This is a genomic window from Nonomuraea sp. NPDC004702, assembly GCF_053601695.1.
Genome location: NZ_JBSGCE010000036.1, coordinates 41364 through 61488, shown reverse-complemented (window position 1 = coordinate 61488; position 20125 = coordinate 41364). Strand labels below are relative to the sequence as shown.

Here is a 20125-nt window from a genome sequence, read left to right as displayed (position 1 = left end):
TCAGCGGATGCCGTCGCCGTACTCGCTGCCCCTGCACGCGCTGCGCCTCGCGGGGAGCTGCGCGCTGCCGCTGATCCTCTGGTACGCGGCGGGCCAGGTCGTGCGCTTCGTCCTGCTGTACGCCGCCACCGAGCTCGCCTACGGCGACCTGCGACAGCTCCGGCTGGTGGGCACGGTCACCTTCCTGACCCTGATCGTCCTCGCGGTGATGACGGTCACCACGGGCATGCTCTACACCCTGCGCGGCGCGCTGTGGGAGATGCGCGCGAGGCGGGAGGAGGGCGTCGAGGACGAGCGCTTCTTCCGGGTGCTGGACCGGGTGGCCCCCGCCTTCGCGGTGCTCTACCTGTCGTGGGGCTGGCACGTGGAGGACGCCCGCGCCCTCCAGCAGATGGACCTGAACCACCACTTCTACGACATGCAGTCGGCGGCCTGGTTCGGCGAGGAGACCCACGTCGGCAAGGGCCTCACCGACCTCGACTGGCGGGTCTCGCTGGGCGCGATGGTCGTGCTGTTCGGCCTGAAGTGGCTGTTCGCCAAGCTCGTGGAGCAGGGCAAGGGCAAGCTGTACGGCTTCGGCGCCGCCTTCTCCGAGTTCGCCTTCGTCTTCTACGGCCTGAACGCCACCGTCGCCATCGCCGGGCTGCGCTCGGACTGGGTGGAGCACCGCAGCGTGGTCGCCGGCACCAACGACCTGCTGGAGCAGGCGGAGAAGAGCGTGCCGCTGTGGAAGACGGTCACGGACGCGGTGAGCGACTTCTGGCCGTTCTTCATCGGCGGCGTCGCCGTCCCGCTGGCCTGGCTGACCGTGGCGATGCTGGTGTTCGGCGCCTACTCCGACGAGACCCGCAGCCTGGTCAAAGGCACCCGGTTCGAACGGGGCGTGGACCGGCTGGAGGACAGCCACGACCTCACCAAGAGGTCGTTCGACCAGCTCACCGGCGGCTTCCGGGACCGCTGGCTGCCGCTGGCCAACTCGCTGCGGATGATCGCCAAGGGCGGCGCGCCGCTGTTCGGCATGATGTGCCTGAGCTACGTCGCCCTCACCGTGGGCGCCGAGTACGCCGAGCGCGCCGTGGTGACGCTCGTCGGCTCGCAGGCCGAGTGGGTGTGGGCGTACAAGCAGGGGCCGGTGACGTTCGTGCGCGGGCTGGTCGTGACCGTGCTCACCATGGCGCTGCTGGCGGCCACGTACGACCTGGCCGCCACGCGGGCCCGGCTCAAGGGCGAGCCGCTCAGCGACGTGTGAACCGCAGCACGTCCGCCTCCGGCTTGCCGGCCTTCTCCCGTTTGAAGTAGTCCGCCGTCGGGGTGTCGGAGCGGTAGTCGCTGACCCTGAAGGAGAGCTCGACCTCGTCCGCGACCGGCGCCGGGACGATCGCCATGCCCTCGAACTTGTACTCCTTGCCCAGCTCCAGCCGGTCCGTCGGGCGGTCGCCCGGGGTGAACTCCACCGTCCAGGTCCGGCCGGCGCGGTCCTCCAGCTTGGCCCTGTCCGGCGGGGCGGTCATGGTGGCGCTGGACTCGTCGAGGAGCTTCTGGGTGATGTCCACCTTCAGCCAGGTGACCTCGGGGCCGTGCTTGCTGCCCTCGGGGGCCTGGACGGCCTTCAGGGCGGCCCGCCACTCGATGTCGTGGACCTTCCCCGACTGGCCGGGGGCGACGGCGACCTCGTTGATCTTGATGCCGTCGGTGATGGTCGTGTCGTAGAAGCGGTAGCCGTCGTAGGTGTTGAGGCCCATGGCGAGGACGGAGGCCACGGCGGCGCCCGCGGCGACCAGGATCAGCCGGCCCCGTCTGGGCGGCCGGGTGTCCTGCGGGGCCGCCGGCGGCTGCTCCACGGGCGGTACGGCGGCCGCGGCCGGGGGGCGCTGGGGGGACGGCACAGCCATGCCGGGCCGGATGGCGGGCAACGGCTGGGTGCTGCCTCCTGAGGACTCGCGGGGGGCCGGCGGCCACACCTGCTGGTCCGGATGCACGAACCGCCCTCGACCGGGCCCGCCGGGCATCCCCGGGCCGGGCTGCTGCGCGCCGCCACGGCCCGGAGGCCGCGCGTCGTGACCGGGAGGCGCCCCCGTGGGGCCGGCCGGGGGAGTCGCGTGGCCGGAGGGAACGGGGCCCGAGGGGGCGGGGCCGTAGCCGGGAGGCGGCGTGGGGCGGGCCGGCGGCGGGGTGGCGCGGTCGCGCGGCGAGCCCGTACGGCGGCGGCGTGGCCTGGCGGGCAGCGGCGTCTGCGGCGCAGGCGGCATCGGCCCCGCCGCGGGCGGCTGCTCCGTCTCGGGTGGAGGGAAGGCCGGAGCCCCCGGCGGGGTCGCGGGCGCCGGGGGAGGCGGGAAGGCCGAGGGGGCCGGAGCGGGGTCCTCGGAGTGGTGGTCGTTCCTGGGGGCGAACCAGTCGCGCTCGTTCGTGCTCACAGTGCGATCACTTCTTGACGGTGGAGTAGACGGCCTGCGGCGAGGCCGCGAGCTTGCGCGCGGCCTCCTCGTCGAGCCCGAGGTCGATCTCGACCTCCGGCTGGAACGGCTCCACCAGCATCTCGGCCGGCAGCCCGAAGACCACCCGCGCCCCCGGCAGCGCCGATGAAGGAACTTCGAAGAAGAACCGCCCGCTGACCCAGATGTCGGGCTGCACCCACGTGTTGGCCAGCGTCAGAGTGCTCGCCACGCGGTCGGTGGCCTGGAACTTCTTGCCGTCCGCGGTCAGCAGCTGCGGCTGCCCCAGGTGGTACGGCTTGAGGCTCGACCTGGCCGAGGCGTTGACGACGAGGAACAGGTTGTCCGTCGTGATGGTCTCGTCGCTGTTCTGGATCGTCTTGGCGGCCAGGAACGAGTCGAGCCGGACGGTGAACCGCCTGGCGTCCACGTCCTCGCCCTTGGCGCCCGTGTAGGTCACCCTGGCGCTCGCCTCGTTGGCGGTCAGGTGGAACGTCTGCAGCCCGACGGCGGCGGCCGCCAGCAGCAGCCCGGCGCAGGCGTTGAGCACTTTGGAGCCGCCGCCCGGCCCGCGTCCGGCGCGGCGGCCGGGCCGCTCGGGGCGCTCGGGGACGGCGGAGGAACGCGGCTGGGTGGCGGTCATGCCCCCTCACCCGCCTTGACCGGCAGCGTCACGCGGGCCTTCACCTCGGGGTAGAACTTGTCGTCCTTCTCCTTGGCGACCATCTGCCACTGCAGCCGCTCGTCCTGGAAGCCGGGGACGTACTCGAAGGTGGCCACGTCGAACGTGATCCTGTCCGGCGGCCGTTCGGTGGCGCCGAGCCGGTACCGGACGAGTACCTGGCTGGTCACGCCGGGGTGGAGCTGCCGGGTCTCGTCGCCCTTGTCCAGGGCGTAGACGAAGGGCCCCGACTCCTTGGAGAACTTGGGGCTGATGGCGACCAGCGAGTCGGCGAAGGACGAGCCGAGCCACGCCTTGTCCGGCTGCGCGGGGTCGGGGGGCAGACCGACACTGGAGGTCTCGTCCCCCTTGTTGGTGACCTCGAAGACCAGCTCCACGAACCGCTTGTCCTCGTCGAACTGCGTCTTGGCCCGCTCGACCCTGACCCGCGACTCGACGAAACGCGTGGAGTAACGGCCCTGGTCGAGCGTCGCGCCCTGGCCGAGCAGGTCGGGGCCCTTGTCGGGGGCCTCGTTCAGCCCGCCCAGCAAGGCCGTGATGCCGACGGCCGTGACCGCCACGAGAGCCAGGATGGGCACCGCCACCGGGCGTCTCGGCCTGCTGTCGCCGGAGGGTTCCGTCATGGGTATGGATGGTAATAGGTCACGGTTGCCCCATCTGCCGCAATGGTCCCTTCTGGCGGGGGGAATTGCCGCGAACCCTGCCGCTACGGGGGTGGAAGCTCATACGCTGTCACGGAGCGGAAAAGGGCTGGCCCCTGCAACTAACGACATATCGCGGCCGGAGGGTCACGTGGCGGACGTGCATCCCGAGCATGCCCAGCTCCAGGCGGACCGCATCTACCTGGGGTGGCAGTACATCCTGCTGCATCCCGACCCGGGGCCGCCGCCCAAGCGTCCCTCGCCCGAGAAGGAGCCGGCGCCGGACGCGGAGTCGTCCGGCCGGGCGGCGGCCGAGGCGCTGCGCCGCGAGCGGCTCCAGGAGGACATGCTCAACCGGCCCGTACGCGTCATCCGGGCCATCAGCCTGACCATGTCCGCGCTGATCCTCGTGGCCGCGGTCAGCGGCTACCTGGGATGGTCGTTCGCGCTCCTCGGGCTGGTCGCGGCCGGCGGCGTGGCGGGCATCTGCACCTACGCCCTGCTCCAGGGCGACCGGGCGGTCCGCTACCGAGTGCTCGAACAGCAGGCCAGGGACGACCGGCAACGTCAGGAACGTGACAAGGAGCTGTTCCGCGCCCAGGAGGAGCACGCCCGGCGCTACCGCGACTGGCAGGAGTCGAAGGAGCGCCACGAACGCCAGCTCACCTGGTACGCCGTCGCCGTCCCCGACGAGATCGACCGCATCGACGTGGCCGGCGGCACGCTGCCCGGCTGGTCGGCGCTGATCACGCTGCTCGGCGCCACCCGGCTCTACAGCGGCGGCCACCTCACCGTGCTCGACCTGTCGGAGGGCGCGATCGCCAAAGACCTGATCGAGCTGGCCCGCAAGGGCGGCGACGACCCGCTGGTCTGGGTGCTGCCGGTCGACCTGCCGAAGCTCGACCTCGGGGCCACGCTCAAGCCGGAGGCGTTCGCCGACGTGCTGGCCCACGTGGTGAGCGTGAGCGAGGAGCACCGCACCACCCGCGACCTCAGCTTCGACAACGCCATCCTGGAACGGGTGCTCGAAGTGCTCGGCGAGAACGCCACCATCAGCCAGGTCACCGCCGCCCTGCGGGCCCTGGCGCAGGTCGGCGACCCGCGCGACGACCTGCGCTTCGGCCTGATCACCGCGACCCAGCTCGAACGCATCGGCACGCTGTTCGGCCGCGGCGTGAGCGACCGGGTGGTGATCGAGCGCGCCTGGGCCCTTGAGTCGCAGCTGCGCAAGCTGGAGACGCTCGGCACCCAGGCGGTGCGGCTGCCGCCCGCCCGGCTGCGCGTGGTGAGCATGGACCGGCAGGCCGGCGTGTTCGGCAACCGGGTGCTCGGCACGTACGTGGCCACCGCGCTCACCCACATCCTGCGCCAGTCGCCCGCCTCCGACCGGCCCTGGTACCACACGATCATCGTGGCCGGCGCCGACAAGCTCCGCGGCGACGTGCTCGACCGGCTCATGGACGCGTGCGAGACCTCGCGTACCGGGCTGGTGCTGACGTACCGGAGCCTGACCCCCACCGTGAAGGAGCGGCTGGGGCGCGGCCACGCGGCCGTGGCGTTCATGCGCCTCGGCAACGCCGAGGACGCCCGGGTCGCCAGCGAGCACGTCGGCACCGAGCACCGGCTGGAGCTGGCCCAGCTCACCGAGACGATCAGCGACGCCCTGCCGGGCCTCGACGGCGGCTACACCTCCACCATCTCCCAGGTGGACGACGCCCGCCACGACCGCGGCGACGGCCACGCCGACCTGGTCGAGGACATCACCGAGTCCACCGAGTGGGGCCGGACGGCCGACAAGATCTCCGAGACCGAGCGCGTGCTCCACCGGTCGCGGGAGTTCCTGGTCGAGCCGCACCAGCTCCAGCAGCTCCCCACGACGTCCGTGATCGTCACCGACGCGACCGCCGAGGGCAGGCGGGTGCGCCTGGCCGACGCCAACCCGGCCATCCTCACCTTCCCCAAGACCACGCTCGGCGACCTGGAGGAGGTGCGCGAGGCCGTGCTGGCCCTGGAGGCGAAGGACGAGGGCGAGGAGCCGCCACCCAACCTCGGGCCACCACCGCCACGCCTTGACTGGCGCAAGGGCAGGCAATGACCTGGTCAAGGGCGTGGTGAGGAGCTGACGATCAGCGGGATTTTACTGAGAACCGACTGTGGGGGAATTGAAGATGCAGCCGAGTGTCTCGCTGAGCGGGCCCTGGTATCGGATCCAGTCGATCGCCGCACCCTCGCGAAGCTCGTCGGCGGAATGGGATTTCGTCACCGTGCTGCCCGCCGTGTTGTCGGCGGCGCAGCGTGACCGGCCGTTCGTCATCGGGTGGCTGTCGCGGGGTTCCGGGGCGCCGCTCGAACTGATCACCAATGCCGGCCCGCTCTCGCCGCCGCGTCAGCCGCGCAGGGCGACCGACGTGCCCGGTCTGCCGACCGGGCCCCAGCCGCTGCTGTTCCCGGGCGGCGCGCGGGGCGTCGAGCTGGACGAGGAGTACCTGGCCGACCTCGCCGACCTGGTCTGGACGCCGTGCCCCGGCCGCCAGGCCCCGCCACTGGGCGGGCGGGGACGCGAGTTCGCCGGGTCCGACCCCGACGAGCTGAAGCGGCCCACGTTGTTCGAGTCGACGCTGGTCACGCTCATGTCGCGGCCGTTCGCCTGGCTGGTGGTGGCCGAGCCGACCGACCTGCTCGACGCCGAGGTGGCGCACCTGCGCACCCAGCTCAACGTCCTGCGGCAGTACGGCGACGCCTCCGAGCGTTCCCGGTTCGACGCCGAACGGGCCGAGCGCCGCATGCAGGAGCTCGACGCCTTCCGCGAGGCCGGCCTGTGGAACGTGCGCGTGCTGGCCGGCGGGGCCACCGCCGAGGAGCTGCGGCAGATCGCGCCCGTGCTCGTCGGGTCGGTCGAGATGAGCCACCACCCGTACCGGCTGCGCAGCGCGCACGGCGCGGTCTACGCGCTGTCGGAGGCCCTGGCCATCACCATGCAGGACCCGGCCGACGGCGCCGCCGCGCCCTTCGCGGCCACCGCCGGTGCGCTGGCCGCGCTGGCCGGGCTGCCCAGGCGCGAGGTGCCCGGCGTGCGCGTGCTCGACTCCGGCTTCTTCGACGTGACGTCCGAGGCCGACGGCGGCGAGCTGGAGCTGGGCGAGATCCTCGACGGCCAGGACAGAGGCGTGGGCAGCTTCCGGGTGCCCCTGGCCACGCTCAACAGGCACGCGTTCGTCACCGGCGCGACCGGCTCGGGCAAGTCCCAGACCGTCCGGCACCTGCTGGAGCAGCTCAGCGAGGCGCGCATCCCGTGGCTGGCCATCGAGCCGGCCAAGTCCGAGTACGCGGCCATGGCCGGCCGCATCGCCGACCCGGTGACGGTGATCAACCCGTCGGCCCCCGAGGGCGTGCCGCTCAGCGTCAACCCGCTCGAACCCGAGCCCGGCTACCCCGTCCAGGCGCACATCGACATGATCAGGGCGCTGTTCATGGCCGCCTTCGACGCCGAGGAGCCGTTCCCGCAGATCATGTCCCTGTCCCTGCAACGGGTCTACGAGGCCACCGGCTGGGACGTCGTGACCGGCGGCGCCGTGCCCGGCTCGAACGTCCCGCCCAGCGTGCCGACGCTCGAACAGCTCCAGCAGCACGCCATGGACGTCATCAAGGAGATCGGCTACGGCCGCGAGGTCCAGGCCGACGTCGAGGGCTTCATCTCGCTCAGGCTGCGGTCGTTGCGGGTCGGCTCGGCCGGGCGCTTCTTCGAGGGCGGCCACCCGGCCGACATCGGCGGCCTGCTGGAGCGCAACGTCGTCCTGGCCATCGAGGACGTCGCCAACGACGAGGACAAGGCGTTCCTCATGGGCACGCTGATCATCCGGATCGTCGAGCACCTGCGCATGCGGGCCAGGAAGGAGAAGTCGGCCGGGCTGCGGCACGTCATCGTGATCGAGGAGGCCCACCGGCTGCTGCGCGACCGCGGCCACGGCCGGGCCTCCACGCACGCCGTGGAGCTGCTGGCCGGCCTGCTCGCCGAGATCAGGGCGTACGGCGAGGGCATCGTGGTGGCCGAGCAGATCCCGACCAAGCTCGTCTCCGACGTCGTGAAGAACACCGCGCTGAAGGTCGTCCACCGGCTGCCCGCCGAGGACGACAGGAAGCTCGTCGGCGCGGCCATGAACCTCAGCGACGAGCAGTCCAGGCACGTCGTCTCGCTCCAGCCGGGCTCGGCCGCGGTCTTCGCCGACGGCATGGACCGGCCGCTGCGGGTGCGCGTCCCGCTGGGCGAGTCGCGGGAGAAGCCGCTGCCGGGCCCCCAGCCGCCCATCCGCGGGCGCAGGTCGGCCGCGTGCGGGGCGCAGTGCCGCACCGGCCAGGCGTGCACCCTGGTGGAGCTCAGAGAGGCCGACGTGCTCGCCGACGGGCCCGACTGGGCGTGGCTGCGCATCTGGTGCGACACGGTCGTGCTCGCCTTCGTCAGCAACCGGCCGCTGCCCGGCGTGCCGCGCGCCCTGTCGGCCGCCTGGGGCGAGCTGCCCGCCCGCCGCCGCGAGTGCCTGCTCGCCACGCTGGTCGAACGCGCCGTCCAGCGGCGGGCCTGGTCGTTGCGGAGCTGGTTCGACCCGGCGCTGCTCACCGAGAAGGCCGCCGAGGTCGCCGCGCGGCTGCTGTCGGGGGCCGAGCCGGGCGGCGACCGTCCGGGCGCGTCGTGGGTGATCCCGCAGGTGCGCTGGCTGCACGAGGTCGACCGGCTCTTCCCGTACGGCCAGCCCGCCCCCAACCTGCGCAGCCCGGCCCCGCCCATGGAGTACGCCCTGTTCCGCCAGTCCAACGGCAACGGCACGGCCGACCTGGTGCACGCCGAGCTGCTCGGCCACCGCGCCAAGGCCCTGCGCCACCACCCGCTGTCCATGGAGGTGGACCACAACCGGGCCCTGGCCTGGCGGGTCATCCTGGGCGACGACGAGAACGAGAGCGTGCAGCGCGACATCACGAACGTGGCGATCGGCATCGAGGCGTCGGCCAGGATCAGGCACGTCGGCCAGACGATGGGCGCGGGCTGGCTGGAGGGGGTGCTGTCGTGGCCGCAGCGGTTCGTCCTGCCGTTCGACCACGGGGGCGCCCCGGAGATCGCCTTCGTCGACGCCCCCTCGGCCTGACGCCCGTCCGGGGACGGGTCAGCGGTCGCGGCGGCGTTCGAGGCGCTTGCGGCGGGCCACCTCGCGCTTGTGCTCGGCCAGCTCGCGCCGCCGTTCCCGCCGTCCCTGCGCGGCCTGCTGCTTGCGGCTCTCCAGCTCCAGCCGCATCGCCTCCTGCGCGGCCGTGCTCCGTACGGACACCTGGGCGGCGGCCCGCGCCGCCAGCTTGGCCGCCCGCTTGGGGTTGACCCGCCGCGCCCGCTCCCCGCCGGCCACGGCGGGCGCGGCATGGGCCTGCTCCAGCAGCGAAACGCCATGGCGCATCAGGAACGCGTGCAGCTCGGGATCGGTGGGCTCTGACCCGAGGGTGAACCGGGTCGCCCGCAGCCGCCCGCCCTCGGCGACCTCCAGCACCCCGACCCAGAACGGGCCGTCCAAATAGACCGACAACGTGACCATCTTCTCCGCCCTTCACCAGACATGCCGGGAAAGCGACCTGGACAGGCCGCCTCCGGCACACCGGACATCCCTGGAAGGGCGGATACGTGATGCTTCGCCCGGGCTACCAACCGGGCCGCGTTTTCGTGTGCGACTCCAGAGTAGGACTCAACGGCGACTAGGATCCATGTGCATGACCCAGCTTCCTCTGCGGGCTCAGCTCGCCAGCGCCCTGGGACGCAGCGCTGCCACGCTCTCGCGGATGACCGGGCGCGGTGACGGCTCGGTGATCGGCGGCAGGGTGGGCCTGATGCTCGAACCCGACCTCCTGCGCAAGCTGGCCCGCGACCGCAAGCTGGCCCTGGTCAGCGCCACCAACGGCAAGACCACCACGACCAGGTTGATCACCTCCGCGCTGCTGGAGATGGGCGAGGTCGCCACCAACGCCTTCGGCGCCAACATGCCGGCCGGGCACGTCTCGGCGCTCTCCCAGCACAAGGGCGCCCCCTACGGCGTGCTGGAGGTCGACGAGAAGTACCTGCCGGAGGTGCTCGACACCACCGGCGCCGGCGTCGTCTGCCTGATGAACCTCAGCCGCGACCAGATGGACCGCGCGGCCGAGATCTGGCTGCTCGCGCAGAAGTGGCGCAGGGCGCTGTCGGGCAGGCCCACCCACGTCATCGCCAACTGCGACGACCCCCTCGTCACCTGGGGGGCCTCCACCGCCGCCAAGGTCACCTGGGTCGCCGGCGGCCAGCGCTGGAAGGAGGACTCCTGGTGCTGCCCCGAGTGCGGCGGCCCCCTCGACCGCAAAGACGCCGACTGGTCCTGCCGTGAGTGCACCTTCCACCGTCCAGAGCCGCAGTGGGTGCTCGACGACGACGTCGCCATCGACCCGCGCGGGCAGCGCTGGATGCTCGACATCCAGCTCCCCGGCCTGGCCAACCGCTCCAACGCGGTGATGGCGCTGGCCGTGGCCGAGGCGTTCGGGCTGCCCGTCGACCGGGCGCTGCCGCGGCTGCGCGAGGTCACCTCGGTGGCCGGCCGCTACACCACGGTCGAGCGCGAGGGCCGCCACGCGCGGCTGCTGCTGGCCAAGAACCCGGCGGGCTGGCTGGAGGCCTTCGACGTCGCCGACCCGCAACTGCCGATCATCCTCTCGGTCAACGCGCAGGGCCCCGACGGCCGCGACACCTCGTGGTTGTGGGACGTCGACTACCGCATCCTGCGTGGCCGTCCGGTCTTCGTCACCGGTGAGCGGCGGCTCGACCTGGCGCTCCGGCTCGACGTGGCCGACGTGCCGTTCACGTTGTGCAGCTCGTTCTCCGAGGCGCTGGCCATGCAGCCGCCCGGCCGGGTCGACGTGATCGCCAACTACACCGCCTTCCAGCAGATCCGATCGGAGTTCGGACGTGCCGTCTGACAGCGCCCTCAGCATCGTCTGGATCTACCCCGACCTGCTGAGCACCTACGGCGACCAGGGCAACGTGCTCGTCCTGGAGCAGCGTGCGCAGCGCCGGGGCATCGAGGTCGAGACCGTCTACGTCCGCTCGGCCGACCCCGTGCCGGAGACCGGCGACATCTACCTGATCGGCGGCGGCGAGGATCGTCCGCAGATCCTGGCCGCCCAGCGCCTGCGCCGCGACGGCGGCCTCCAGCGGGCCATCGCCCGGGGCGCGGCGATGCTGGCCGTGTGCGCCGGCTACCAGATCATGGGCAGCACGTTCGGCGGCGAGGAGGGCCAGCCGGTCGACGGCATCGGCCTGCTCGACATCGCCAGCTCGCGCGGCCCCGCCCGGGCCGTGGGCGAGCTGGTCGCCGAGGTCGACGCCGCACTCAACCTGCCCACGCTGACCGGCTTCGAGAACCACATGGGCGTCACGCACCTCGGCCCGGGCGTGCGGCCGTTGTCGAAGACGGTCGCCGGGGTCGGCAACGGCGACGGCTTCGAGGGCTGCTACGCGGGCCACGTGGTGGGCACGTACCTGCACGGCCCGGCCCTGGCGCGCAACCCGGCCCTGGCCGACCTGCTGCTGTCGTGGCGCGTGGGCGACCTGACGCCGCTCGACGACTCCCGCTACGAGGCCCTGCGCCAGGAGCGGCTGAACACCGTCCTGTCCGGCTGACGGCCTAGTAGACCAGGGCCTGGGCGCCCTCGCTGACCGCCTCCTCCACGAACGCGGGCGCGCCGGCGATGCGCACGCCCTCGATCACGTCGTCGACCGTGATGTCGCGGCGGGCGGCGCACTGCGTGCACAGGGTCACCCGGCCGGCCGCCAGGACGGCCTCCAGCAGGTCCGCCAGCGGCGCCGCGTGGGGCAGGGAGAACTCCTTGGCCCGCCCCGGCAGGGCGAACCACGACGACTCGCCGGTCAGCCAGAGGGAGACCGGCACGCCGCTCGCGAGCGCGGCCGCCGCCACCGTGAATGCCTGGTTGCACCGCTCAGGGGCGTCCGCCCCCGCGGTCACCTTGATCACCAAAGATCGTGCCATGGCGTCACCCTAACCCCGACCGACGCGGCCCCACACGTACGGATCGGCCTGGGCGCTGCCGAACGGCGACCAGGCCAGGCGCGTCTGCCCGGTCCTGTCCCCGGTGTCGGAGTCGTAGACGAGCACGTTCGCTCTCAGCGCGGTGGGCGGGGCGGGCAGCAGCGCGAACGGGATGCGCACCTCGACGCCGTACCCGCCGTCGTGAACCGCGGACGCCACGCCCACCCGCGGGGCGGGGCCCTGGCGGGCGTCGGCGTCGCGGGCCGCGCACGGGCCGCCCTCGGCGGTGTAGGGCAGGACGCCCAGCTTGAACGTGGTCGAGGTGTCGTCGGAGTCGCCGCGCGGGTCGAGGGCGATCTCGACCGCGTCGGTGCGCCAGTGGCGCTCGCACGCGTCGAGGGCCGCGCCGCGTGCCTCGTCGGTGACCTCGACCTGGACGTAGAGGTCGGCGCCGTGGCGGGTCAGCCGGGCGGTCGCGGCGCAGTCGGCCGCCGGGCAGCGCTCGCCCTCCCAGTGGGCGAGGTGCAGGGCCGGGCCCGTGTACTCGCCGGGGGAGGCGACGCCGTCGAGCACGGGGGCGCGCCCGGCGACCGGGAGCGTGGTGGCCGGTGGCTCGGGGTAGTCGGGCTGCGCCCGGTTGGCCAGCCAGGGCAGGCCGGTCGCGCGCGCCCAGTCGCGGAACTCGGCGTACAGAGGACGCAGGCCCGCCTGCTCGACGACGGGAGCCGGCACCGGCCGCCCGCCGTCGAAGACGACCGAGAACCAGTCGCACCCGAACGGCCCGGCCACCTTCGCCGGCCGCGCGGCGAACCCCTGCGTGCGGTACACGCGCTCGGCGTCGCGCTCCCGCTGGGCCCACGTGGCCCGGTGGCGCGGCGACCAGGCGCCCGCCCAGACGCCGAGCTGCGGCAGCCCGGTGGCCGGGTCGCGCAGGCCGGCCGTCGCGCAGCCGGGGCCCACGGGGCCGCGCAGCCCCCAGTTCTGGGTCAGCAGCCGGGTGGCCCGCCAGGGCGCGCCCGTCCCCGGGAACGCGGCGGGGTCGGCGGCCAGCCGGAACGCCTCGACGGCCAGCCGGGCGGCGAGCTGGTGCCCGCCGTGCTGGTTGAAGGGCCGCGGGTCCATCGTGACCACGGTCGAGGGCCTGGTCGCCCTGATCGTCTCGACCAGCCGCCGGAGGGTGCCGGGCCCCCACGCGCGGGCGGTCAGGGGCGCCGACAGTGTGTACCAGAAGTCCGGTCTGTCCAGGTAGAAGACGTCGCGGATGCCCGCGTGCGCGACCGCCTCGCGCTCCTCGGCCTCCCTGATCCGGCCGAGCGCCGCGCCCTTCTCCGGCCCGGCGGCGTTGCCGCCGCCCTCGCCGCGGGTGACCGTCACGACCCCGGTGGTCAGCCCCAGGCGTTCGCGCCACTGCCCGAACGTGGACAACGACTGGTACTCGTCGTCCGGATGGGCGCCCACGAACAGCACGTCGACGTGCGGCGGCACGGCCCAGGCATCCAGCATCGCGGCTCCCCCCGGCGAAACGTCTCCCCGATCCAGAAGGTTAGCCACCGGCGCTAGGCTTGGTGAGCATGGAAGAACCTGAGGTGCACCCCGCTCTGGAGCAGATCGCGTTCCTGCTCGGCCGCTGGGAGGGCGCCGGCGTGGGCGGCTATCCGACGATCGAGAGCTTCAACTTCGGCCAGGAGATCGAGTTCGGCCACAACGGCAAGCCGTTCCTGACCTACGTCAGCCGCACCTGGCTGCTCGACAACGACGGCAACCGGGTCAGGCCGCTGGCCACCGAGTCCGGCTACTGGCGTCCGCAGCCCGACCGGCAGATCGAGGTGGTGCTCGCGCACCCGACCGGCATCGTCGAGATCTACATCGGCGAGGTGGTCTTCCACAAGATCGAGCTGCGCACCGACGTCGTGGCCCGCACCTCCACGGCCAAGGAGTACACCGCGGGCCACCGCCTCTACGGCCTGGTCAACGGCAACCTGATGTGGGCCTACGAGATGGCCGCCGTCGGCCACCCGCTCACCGACCACATGTCGGCCGAGCTGAAGAAGGTGTCCTGAGCATGACCTCGCCCTTCACCCCCGACGCCGTCGAGGCGATCAAGCGGCACATGAACGACGACCACACCGGCGACGCCCTGGTCATCGTGCGGGGGCTCGGCGGCCGGCCGCAGGCCGCCTCGGCGGTGACCAGCGACGTCGACGCCGAGGCCATGGAGTTCACGGTCGACGGCGGCGAGCGGGTGCGCGTGCCGTGGGGCGAGACGCTGACCGAGCGCGCCCAGGTGCGCAAGGCGGTCGTGCGCCTCTACCGGGCGGCCTGCGCCGAACTGGGGATCGAACCCCACGGGGAACACTGAGGGAGAAAACAAAGAAGGGCCCCGGGCAACACTCCGCCTGCCGAGCAGACGGGCCGGATGGACCAATGGCCGGGATGCGTCATCCCGCCCTCCGGCTGCCAGGGGCCCCGGTGGTTGCCTCGGATTCGCTTGCGACACGAGACAACAGTCCGCAGCGCTAGCGGACAACCACCTCGCTAGCCCGACTATGACTATCCATTATTCGGACCACCTCCTTTCCGCGTACTCACGAAGCTATGCGGTCGCGAGCGCCGGGGGCAAGTAATTATCGGACGGCCGCGAACAGGCGATCGTGCGCTTTACACTCGGGGGCATGACCGAGACGCAGTGGCACGAGGAACTCCGCGCCAAGGGCTACCGGGTCACCCCGCAGCGGCAGCTCGTGCTCGAAGCGGTCAAGGATCTGGAGCACGCGACGCCCGAGGAGATCTGCACCAAGGTGCGCGAGACGGCGCGCGGGGTCAACATCTCCACCGTCTACCGCACGCTCGAACTGCTCGAAGAGCTCGGCATGGTCACCCACACCCACCTCGGTCACGGCGCGCCGACCTACCACCTGGCGGCCGAGGCCGACCACGTCCACCTGGTGTGCCGGGGTTGCGACGAGGTCTTCGAGGTGCGTCCGGAGCTGGCCGAGGGGCTGGTGAAGGGGCTCGACGAGGAGCTGGGGTTCGCGGCCGACGTCCATCACCTCACGGTGTTCGGCCGCTGCCGCAACTGCCGCTGACCCGCGGCGCCGGCGTCGGGCACCGGCGTCGGGCGTCGTCGCTGGGGCGGATAGCCTTGGATGCATGCGTAGCCCTCTGCTCGATCTCCCCGGCGCCGTCGCGGCCGACGGGCCGGACGCCGACGTAGCCGCGCACTATGGCGACCTGTTCGCCGAGCAGCGCGCGCTGGCCAAGGGTGAGGCGGTCGTCGACCGCAGCAACCGCGAGGTGATCCGCGTCTCCGGCGTCGACCGGCTGAAATGGCTCAACGACCTGACCTCGCAGAAGCTCGACACGCTGACGCCCGGCCAGTGGACCCAGACGCTCGACCTCGACCTCCAGGGCCGCGTCCTGCACCACCTCACGCTGGTCGACGACGGCGAGAGCGTGCTGGCGCACGTCGAGCCCGGCACGGCGCAGAGCCTGGTCGACTATCTCGACCGCATGCGGTTCATGCTGCGCGTGGAGGTGTCGCGGGCCGACGACCTGGCGGTGCTCTCCACGGCCACCGAAGACTTCCTGGTGCCGCGGGCTGAGCTGGCCGATCATCTGGGCCGGCCCCTGGCGGGGCTGTGGGCGTACGAGGCGCTGCGCATCGAGGCTCACCGGCCGCGGCTCGGCTTCGAGACCGACCACAAGACGATCCCCCACGAGGTGGGCTGGATCGGCTCGGCCGTGCACCTGAGCAAGGGCTGCTACCGCGGCCAGGAGACGGTCGCGCGCGTCCACAACCTGGGCCACCCGCCGCGCCGCCTGGTGTTCCTGCACCTCGACGGCAGCGTCGACACCCTGCCCGCGCACGGCGACCCGGTGATCTTCGAGAGCCAGGAGATCGGCGTCGTGGGCTCGGCCGCCCGCCACCACGAGCTGGGCCCGATCGCGCTGGCCGTGGTCAAGCGCACGGTCCCGGTCGACGCGCCGCTGCTGGCCGGTGGCGTGGCCGCCGCCCAGGAGGTCGTCGTGCCGCCGGACGCCGGTCGCAACGTCAGCATCGACCCCTCGCTGCGCCGCCGGATCCGCTGACCCCGCTAGGCGTCGATGTCGAGGACGAGCGTGATCGGCCCGTCGTTGACCAGCGAGACCTTCATGTCGGCGCCGAAGCGGCCGGTCTCCACGTGGGCGCCGAGCGTCCTCAGCTCCTCGATCACGGCCTCCACCAGCGGCTCGGCGACCGGCCCCGGGGCCGCGGCCTGCCAGGTGGGGCGCCGGCCCTTGCGCGCGTCGCCGTAGAGGGTGAACTGGCTGATCACCAGGAGCGGGGCGGAGACGTCGGAGCACGACTTCTCGCCGTGCAGCACGCGCAGGCCCCACAGCTTGGCGGCGAGCTTGGCGGCCTCGGCGCGGGTGTCGGTGTGCGTCACGCCGACCAGGACGAGCAGCCCCGGCTCGTCGATGGCGCCGACCGTCTGCCCCTCGACCTCGACGGAGGCCGAGCTCACTCGTTGTACGACTGCTCGCATGGCATCCCATTCTGGCGCAGAAAGAACTGTTCGTAGACTCGTGCCGAAAGGGGGCGCGTAATGTCGCTTGTTGTCGAGGTTGTCCGGTCGGGGTTCGTGGAGTCCACCCATCTGGCCCGCATGCTCACCGTGGACGCGCAGGGCGTCCCGGTGGAGACGCGGGGAGCGGTGCACGTGCCGGCCTCGCCGCGATCGTCGATGAAGCCGCTGCAGGCGCTCGGCATGATGCGCAACGGCCTCCAGTTGGAGGGTGAGCTGCTGGCGCTGGCCTGCGCCTCGCACTCCGGTGAGGCGTTCCACGTGGACGGCGTGCGGAACATCCTGGCCGGAGCGGGCCTGGATGAGTCCGCCCTGCTGTGTCCGGAGGACCACCCGTTCGAGCGCACCTCGACCGAGTTCGGCCGGGTCTACATGAACTGCTCCGGCAAGCACGCCGCCATGCTGGCCACCTGCGTGCTCAACGACTGGCCGCTCACCACCTATCTGGAGCCCGCGCACCCGCTCCAGCGCGCGATCCGCGCGACGGTCGAGGACCTGACCGGCGAGCGGGTGGCCGCCTCCGGCGTGGACGGCTGCGGCGCGCCGCTGTTCTTCGTCTCGATGCTCGGCGTGACCAAGGCGTTCCGGGCCTTTCCGCTGGCCGCGGAGGGCTCGTTCGAGCGGCGCATCTTCGACGCCATGCGCGCCCACCCCGAGTGGACCTCCGGCACCGACCGGCCCGAGGCCAAGCTCATGCGGGCGATCCCCGGGCTGATGCTGAAGGCGGGCGCGGAGGCGTTCGACGCGTTCGCGTTCGAGGACGGCCGAGCCGGCACGATCAAGATCGAGGACGGCTCGTCGCGGGCCCGCGTGCCCGTCACCGTGGCGGCCCTGCGCTCGCTCGGCCTGGACGCGCCCGAGCTGGCCGAGCTGGCCAGGCCGGCGCTGCTGGGCGGCGGCCGGCCGGTCGGCGAGCTGCGGATCCGCTAGAGGGGCGAGAGCCGCCGCCGCGCGGAGTGTCTACAGGGTGCGGAACTGGCGGCTGGCGGAGATGGCCCCCGAGGTCGTCGTGGTGAACGTGCGCATCGACCCGGCGAACTTGGACAGGTCCCACTCCGCCGGCCCGTGGTACCAGTAGAGGTTGTCGGCCTGGTGGCCGTTGCCGGTCACCGAGGCCACCACCCGCGACCAGTGCTCGACCCCGTCGAAGATCACCGCGTACGGCAGGTAGCGCGAGAACAGCTCCACCCGGTGCTGCTCGGGCACCTCGCCGAGGTCGCCGGAGAACAGGTACTCGCGGAAGCCCATCGTGTGCGCGAGCGCGGCCGAGCCCTTGGCGGTCTTGGCCGGCATGTACTGGCCGCCGACGGCCAGCGCGCCGCCCGCGATGACCAGGGCCAGCCCCAGCAGCCCGTACGTGGTGAACCAGGCCAGCCCGACCGTGGCCAGCAGGCCCAGGCCGATCAGCACGACGCCGATCGTCGTCCACCGGGTGCGCTCGGTGTCGGGACGGCGGGCGAACCAGCCCTGCTCGACCACGTCGGTGTAGAGCGCGTCGCGCACCTTGCCCAGATGGCCGGCGAACGAGCCGGACAGCTGGGAGAGCAGCACCGCGTCGCGGCCGTCGAAGACCGCGTCGTACAAAGCGCGCTCGTACGTCAGCAGCGAGTTGACTGGCGCGTTCGGCAGCCTGACCAGCAGCCAGTCGGGGGCGTCGTAGGTCTGGCGGGGCTGCTCGTCGATCCGCAGGTAGCCGCGGACGGCGAGGTCGACGATCGTGGCGGTCACGTCGACCACGTCGGCCTGCTCGTCCACCAGCGTGCCGATCTGGCCGGGACGCACGCCGTCCGGCGGGGTGAAGTGCCCGTTCTGGATGGGATCGACCCCGCCCTTCTCGTGGCCCGCGACCCGGGCGTCCCGGCCGCGCGTCCAGTAGAGCAGGCCGACGCCGCCGAGCAGCAGCACGAGCAGGGCGGCCAGCGCGCCGCCGGTGACCAGGTCGAGGGTGAACGCCGAGGCCAGCGAGAAGCGGCGCTCCAGGATGGGCGCCCCGGAGCTGGAGCCCTTGGGGTAGCCGACGACCACCGTCAGGGCCTGGCCCGCCGCGAGGTTGTCCTGCTCGAAGTCGGCCCGGGTGGCGGTGTGGTCCATCGAGGCCGAGGTGCAGCCGATCGCCGAGGTCAGGTCACCGGCGAAGCACGACAGGTTCTGCACCTGGCCGGGCCCGCTGACCTGGACGGTCGCCTTGGTGACGGGGACGCTCCAGCCGCTGACGGCGAACCAGCGCAGCTCCTCGACCCCGCCGGAGGTGGTCACCGCGCCCTTGACGTCGTACTCGACGGTCTGGCCGGTCACGGTCAGGACGTCGCCGTCGAGCTTGCCGCCCTTGACGTTGGTGACCCGGTAGACGCGGTCGTTGTCGTCGTCGTAGCGGGTCTTGGTGAGCAGGGTGCGCTTGAGGCCGCCGGACGCCCCGGTGATCTTCTCGACCACGTGGAGAGTGCCGTCCTTGGCGAGCGTCATCGTCACCTGGTCCGTGATCCCGGCCTCCGCCGAGGCGGGGGTGGCCAGCAACGTCAGTGCGGTGGCTCCCAGGGCGGCCAATGTGAGTCTGAAACCCGTCATGGCGGGACATCGTAGCGGTTGCGGGTGTCAATCCAGGGTGATGGCGTCGGCCGCCCGGCGTACGCTCTCGGGCGAGGCGGCCATGCCCGGGTTCTCCAGGGCCAGAGCCTGGTTCAGGGCGACGTAGGGCCGCATGCGCCGCTCGTACCGGTCGAACGCCCCCTCGGGGGCCTGGCCCAGCTCCTCGGCCAGAACATACGCCCCCACCAGGGCCAGGCTGGTGCCCTGCCCCGACAGCGGCGAGGGGCAGTGGGCGGCGTCGCCGATCAGCGCGACCCGGCCCTGCGACCAGCGGTCCATCTCCACCTGGGCCATGGCGTCGAAGTAGAAGTCGTCGGCCTGCCACATGGCCGCGAGCAGCTTGGGCGCCTCCCAGCGCAGCCCCGAGCAGTGCTCCTGGACCAGGCGCTTCTGCTGCTCGACGTCGCGGTGGTCGTAGTCGATCGGGCCCGCGGCGAAGCCCATGTTCACCTTCATCACCGCCGGCTCCCGGTCGCTGAACAGGCCGAACCCGGCCTCCCCCTCGCGGTGCCAGAGCTGCCAGTGGTCCAGGCCGAGGAAGTTGTCGGCGGTGTAGATGGAGACGTACATGCCGAGGTGCCGCAGGAAGCGCTGCTCCGGGCCGAACACCAGACGCCTGACGTTGGAGTGCAGGCCGTCGGCGCCGATCACGTAGTCGTAGCGTTCCCGGACTCCGCTGTCGAAGGTCACGTCCACGCCGTCGTCGTCCTGGACGAGGGCGGCGATGGAGTCGCCGTAGCGGCAAGGGGCGTCGGTGACGGCGCCGACGATCGCGGTGAGGTCGTCGCGGGCGATCTCGACGTCCGGGCTGTCGAGCCGGCCGCCGCTGATCGTCTCCTCGGTGCTGCGCATGATCTCGTTGCCGTCGCCGTCGACCATGGACATGCCGCGCATGGTCGTCCGCGCGGCCCTGACCTGCTCCAGGATGCCCATACGGTCGGCCACGACCAGGGCGGCGCCGCGGAGGTCGACGGCCTGGCCGCCCTTGCGCGGGCGCGGCGCGCGCTCGACCAGCGTGACCTCGAAGCCCCGCCGCCGTAGCCAGTGAGCCAGGACGGGCCCGCCGACGCTCGCTCCCGAGACCAGAACCTTCATGACGCGCCCCTTGCTGTTGACGTTGTACGCGGAACTGAATGTACGTCGTACATACAGCAGCTCACAAGGGTTCGCT

At 72.4% G+C, this 20125-nt stretch carries 19 protein-coding genes; 10 read left to right on the top strand and 9 right to left on the bottom strand.

Annotation, left to right across the window (positions count from 1 at the left end; all coding sequences use genetic code 11):
• The first annotated feature begins 7 nt into the window (after positions 1-7).
• On the top strand, positions 8-1249 hold the full coding sequence (locus ACWEJ6_RS34930) for a hypothetical protein (protein ID WP_452429299.1): 1242 nt from the start codon (positions 8-10) through the stop codon (positions 1247-1249).
• On the opposite strand, the gene ACWEJ6_RS34925 is transcribed toward ACWEJ6_RS34930, so the two are convergent.
• From ACWEJ6_RS34925 to ACWEJ6_RS34915, 3 genes are read right to left on the bottom strand one after another with little or no spacing between them, the layout of a single operon-like run.
• Entirely contained in the window at positions 1236-2414 is a 1179-nt protein-coding gene (locus ACWEJ6_RS34925) for a hypothetical protein (RefSeq protein WP_452429297.1), read from the bottom strand. The genes ACWEJ6_RS34930 and ACWEJ6_RS34925 overlap by 14 nt on opposite strands.
• A 7-nt stretch (positions 2415-2421) precedes the next feature.
• Complete coding sequence (locus tag ACWEJ6_RS34920; protein ID WP_397219205.1) at positions 2422-3075, bottom strand: hypothetical protein; 654 nt, start codon at positions 3073-3075, stop codon at positions 2422-2424.
• Positions 3072-3737 carry a hypothetical protein gene (locus tag ACWEJ6_RS34915; protein ID WP_452429294.1) on the bottom strand — a complete coding sequence of 222 codons (666 nt, stop codon included), beginning with the start codon at positions 3735-3737 and terminating at the stop codon, positions 3072-3074. Before ACWEJ6_RS34915 ends, ACWEJ6_RS34920 begins: the two co-directional genes overlap by 4 nt.
• Before the next feature lie 169 nt (positions 3738-3906).
• On the opposite strand from ACWEJ6_RS34915, the gene ACWEJ6_RS34910 reads away from it, so the two are divergent.
• Both ACWEJ6_RS34910 and ACWEJ6_RS34905 read left to right on the top strand, forming a co-directional pair.
• Positions 3907-5850, top strand: coding sequence for a hypothetical protein (locus ACWEJ6_RS34910; protein WP_358289355.1), 1944 nt, complete (start codon positions 3907-3909; stop codon positions 5848-5850).
• 73 nt (positions 5851-5923) lie between these two features.
• Positions 5924-8893: an ATP-binding protein gene (locus tag ACWEJ6_RS34905; protein ID WP_358289352.1), complete on the top strand. Its 2970-nt coding sequence runs from the start codon at positions 5924-5926 to the stop codon at positions 8891-8893.
• Positions 8894-8911: 18 nt separating this feature from the next.
• Here the strand turns inward: ACWEJ6_RS34905 and ACWEJ6_RS34900 are convergent, their stop codons facing one another.
• Positions 8912-9322 (bottom strand): YjdF family protein, encoded by a 411-nt coding sequence (locus ACWEJ6_RS34900; RefSeq protein ID WP_452429291.1) that lies wholly within the window; start codon positions 9320-9322, stop codon positions 8912-8914.
• Positions 9323-9503: 181 nt separating this feature from the next.
• On the opposite strand from ACWEJ6_RS34900, the gene ACWEJ6_RS34895 reads away from it, so the two are divergent.
• Positions 9504-10733: a Mur ligase family protein gene (locus ACWEJ6_RS34895; protein WP_358289348.1), complete on the top strand. Its 1230-nt coding sequence runs from the start codon at positions 9504-9506 to the stop codon at positions 10731-10733.
• Entirely contained in the window at positions 10723-11436 is a 714-nt protein-coding gene (locus ACWEJ6_RS34890) for a type 1 glutamine amidotransferase (RefSeq protein ID WP_452429289.1), read from the top strand. The genes ACWEJ6_RS34895 and ACWEJ6_RS34890 overlap by 11 nt, the downstream gene beginning before the upstream one ends.
• 4 nt (positions 11437-11440) lie before the next feature.
• On the opposite strand, the gene ACWEJ6_RS34885 is transcribed toward ACWEJ6_RS34890, so the two are convergent.
• Together ACWEJ6_RS34885 and ACWEJ6_RS34880 are read right to left on the bottom strand one after the other, a co-directional pair.
• Positions 11441-11803: a DsrE family protein gene (locus ACWEJ6_RS34885; protein WP_352319743.1), complete on the bottom strand. Its 363-nt coding sequence runs from the start codon at positions 11801-11803 to the stop codon at positions 11441-11443.
• Positions 11804-11812: 9 nt separating this feature from the next.
• Positions 11813-13306 (bottom strand): sugar-binding protein, encoded by a 1494-nt coding sequence (locus tag ACWEJ6_RS34880; RefSeq protein WP_452429286.1) that lies wholly within the window; start codon positions 13304-13306, stop codon positions 11813-11815.
• Positions 13307-13374: 68 nt separating this feature from the next.
• Between ACWEJ6_RS34880 and ACWEJ6_RS34875 the strand changes: the two genes are divergently transcribed.
• The 4 genes from ACWEJ6_RS34875 (at position 13375) to ygfZ (ending at position 15892) form a co-directional block, all read left to right on the top strand.
• A complete protein-coding gene (locus ACWEJ6_RS34875; RefSeq protein WP_352319740.1) occupies positions 13375-13863 on the top strand; it encodes an FABP family protein in 489 nt (162 codons plus the stop codon).
• A 2-nt stretch (positions 13864-13865) separates the two neighbouring features.
• Positions 13866-14162: a DUF2470 domain-containing protein gene (locus ACWEJ6_RS34870; protein ID WP_387679382.1), complete on the top strand. Its 297-nt coding sequence runs from the start codon at positions 13866-13868 to the stop codon at positions 14160-14162.
• 313 nt (positions 14163-14475) lie between these two features.
• On the top strand, positions 14476-14889 hold the full coding sequence (locus ACWEJ6_RS34865) for a Fur family transcriptional regulator (RefSeq protein ID WP_357967168.1): 414 nt from the start codon (positions 14476-14478) through the stop codon (positions 14887-14889).
• Between the two features lie 64 nt (positions 14890-14953).
• Positions 14954-15892 (top strand): CAF17-like 4Fe-4S cluster assembly/insertion protein YgfZ, encoded by a 939-nt coding sequence (gene ygfZ / locus ACWEJ6_RS34860; RefSeq protein ID WP_387679379.1) that lies wholly within the window; start codon positions 14954-14956, stop codon positions 15890-15892.
• Positions 15893-15897: 5 nt separating this feature from the next.
• Here the strand turns inward: ygfZ and dtd are convergent, their stop codons facing one another.
• Entirely contained in the window at positions 15898-16329 is a 432-nt protein-coding gene (dtd, locus tag ACWEJ6_RS34855) for a D-aminoacyl-tRNA deacylase (RefSeq protein WP_452429283.1), read from the bottom strand.
• A 60-nt stretch (positions 16330-16389) separates the two neighbouring features.
• Here dtd and ACWEJ6_RS34850 point away from each other — a divergent pair, with 60 nt between their 5' ends.
• Positions 16390-17298, top strand: coding sequence for an asparaginase (locus ACWEJ6_RS34850; RefSeq protein WP_358289333.1), 909 nt, complete (start codon positions 16390-16392; stop codon positions 17296-17298).
• Positions 17299-17328: 30 nt separating this feature from the next.
• On the opposite strand, the gene ACWEJ6_RS34845 is transcribed toward ACWEJ6_RS34850, so the two are convergent.
• A complete protein-coding gene (locus tag ACWEJ6_RS34845; protein ID WP_387679371.1) occupies positions 17329-18933 on the bottom strand; it encodes a DUF2207 domain-containing protein in 1605 nt (534 codons plus the stop codon).
• 27 nt (positions 18934-18960) lie between these two features.
• Positions 18961-20049 carry an FAD-dependent monooxygenase gene (locus ACWEJ6_RS34840; RefSeq protein ID WP_452429280.1) on the bottom strand — a complete coding sequence of 363 codons (1089 nt, stop codon included), beginning with the start codon at positions 20047-20049 and terminating at the stop codon, positions 18961-18963.
• Between the last annotated feature and the right edge of the window lie 76 nt (positions 20050-20125).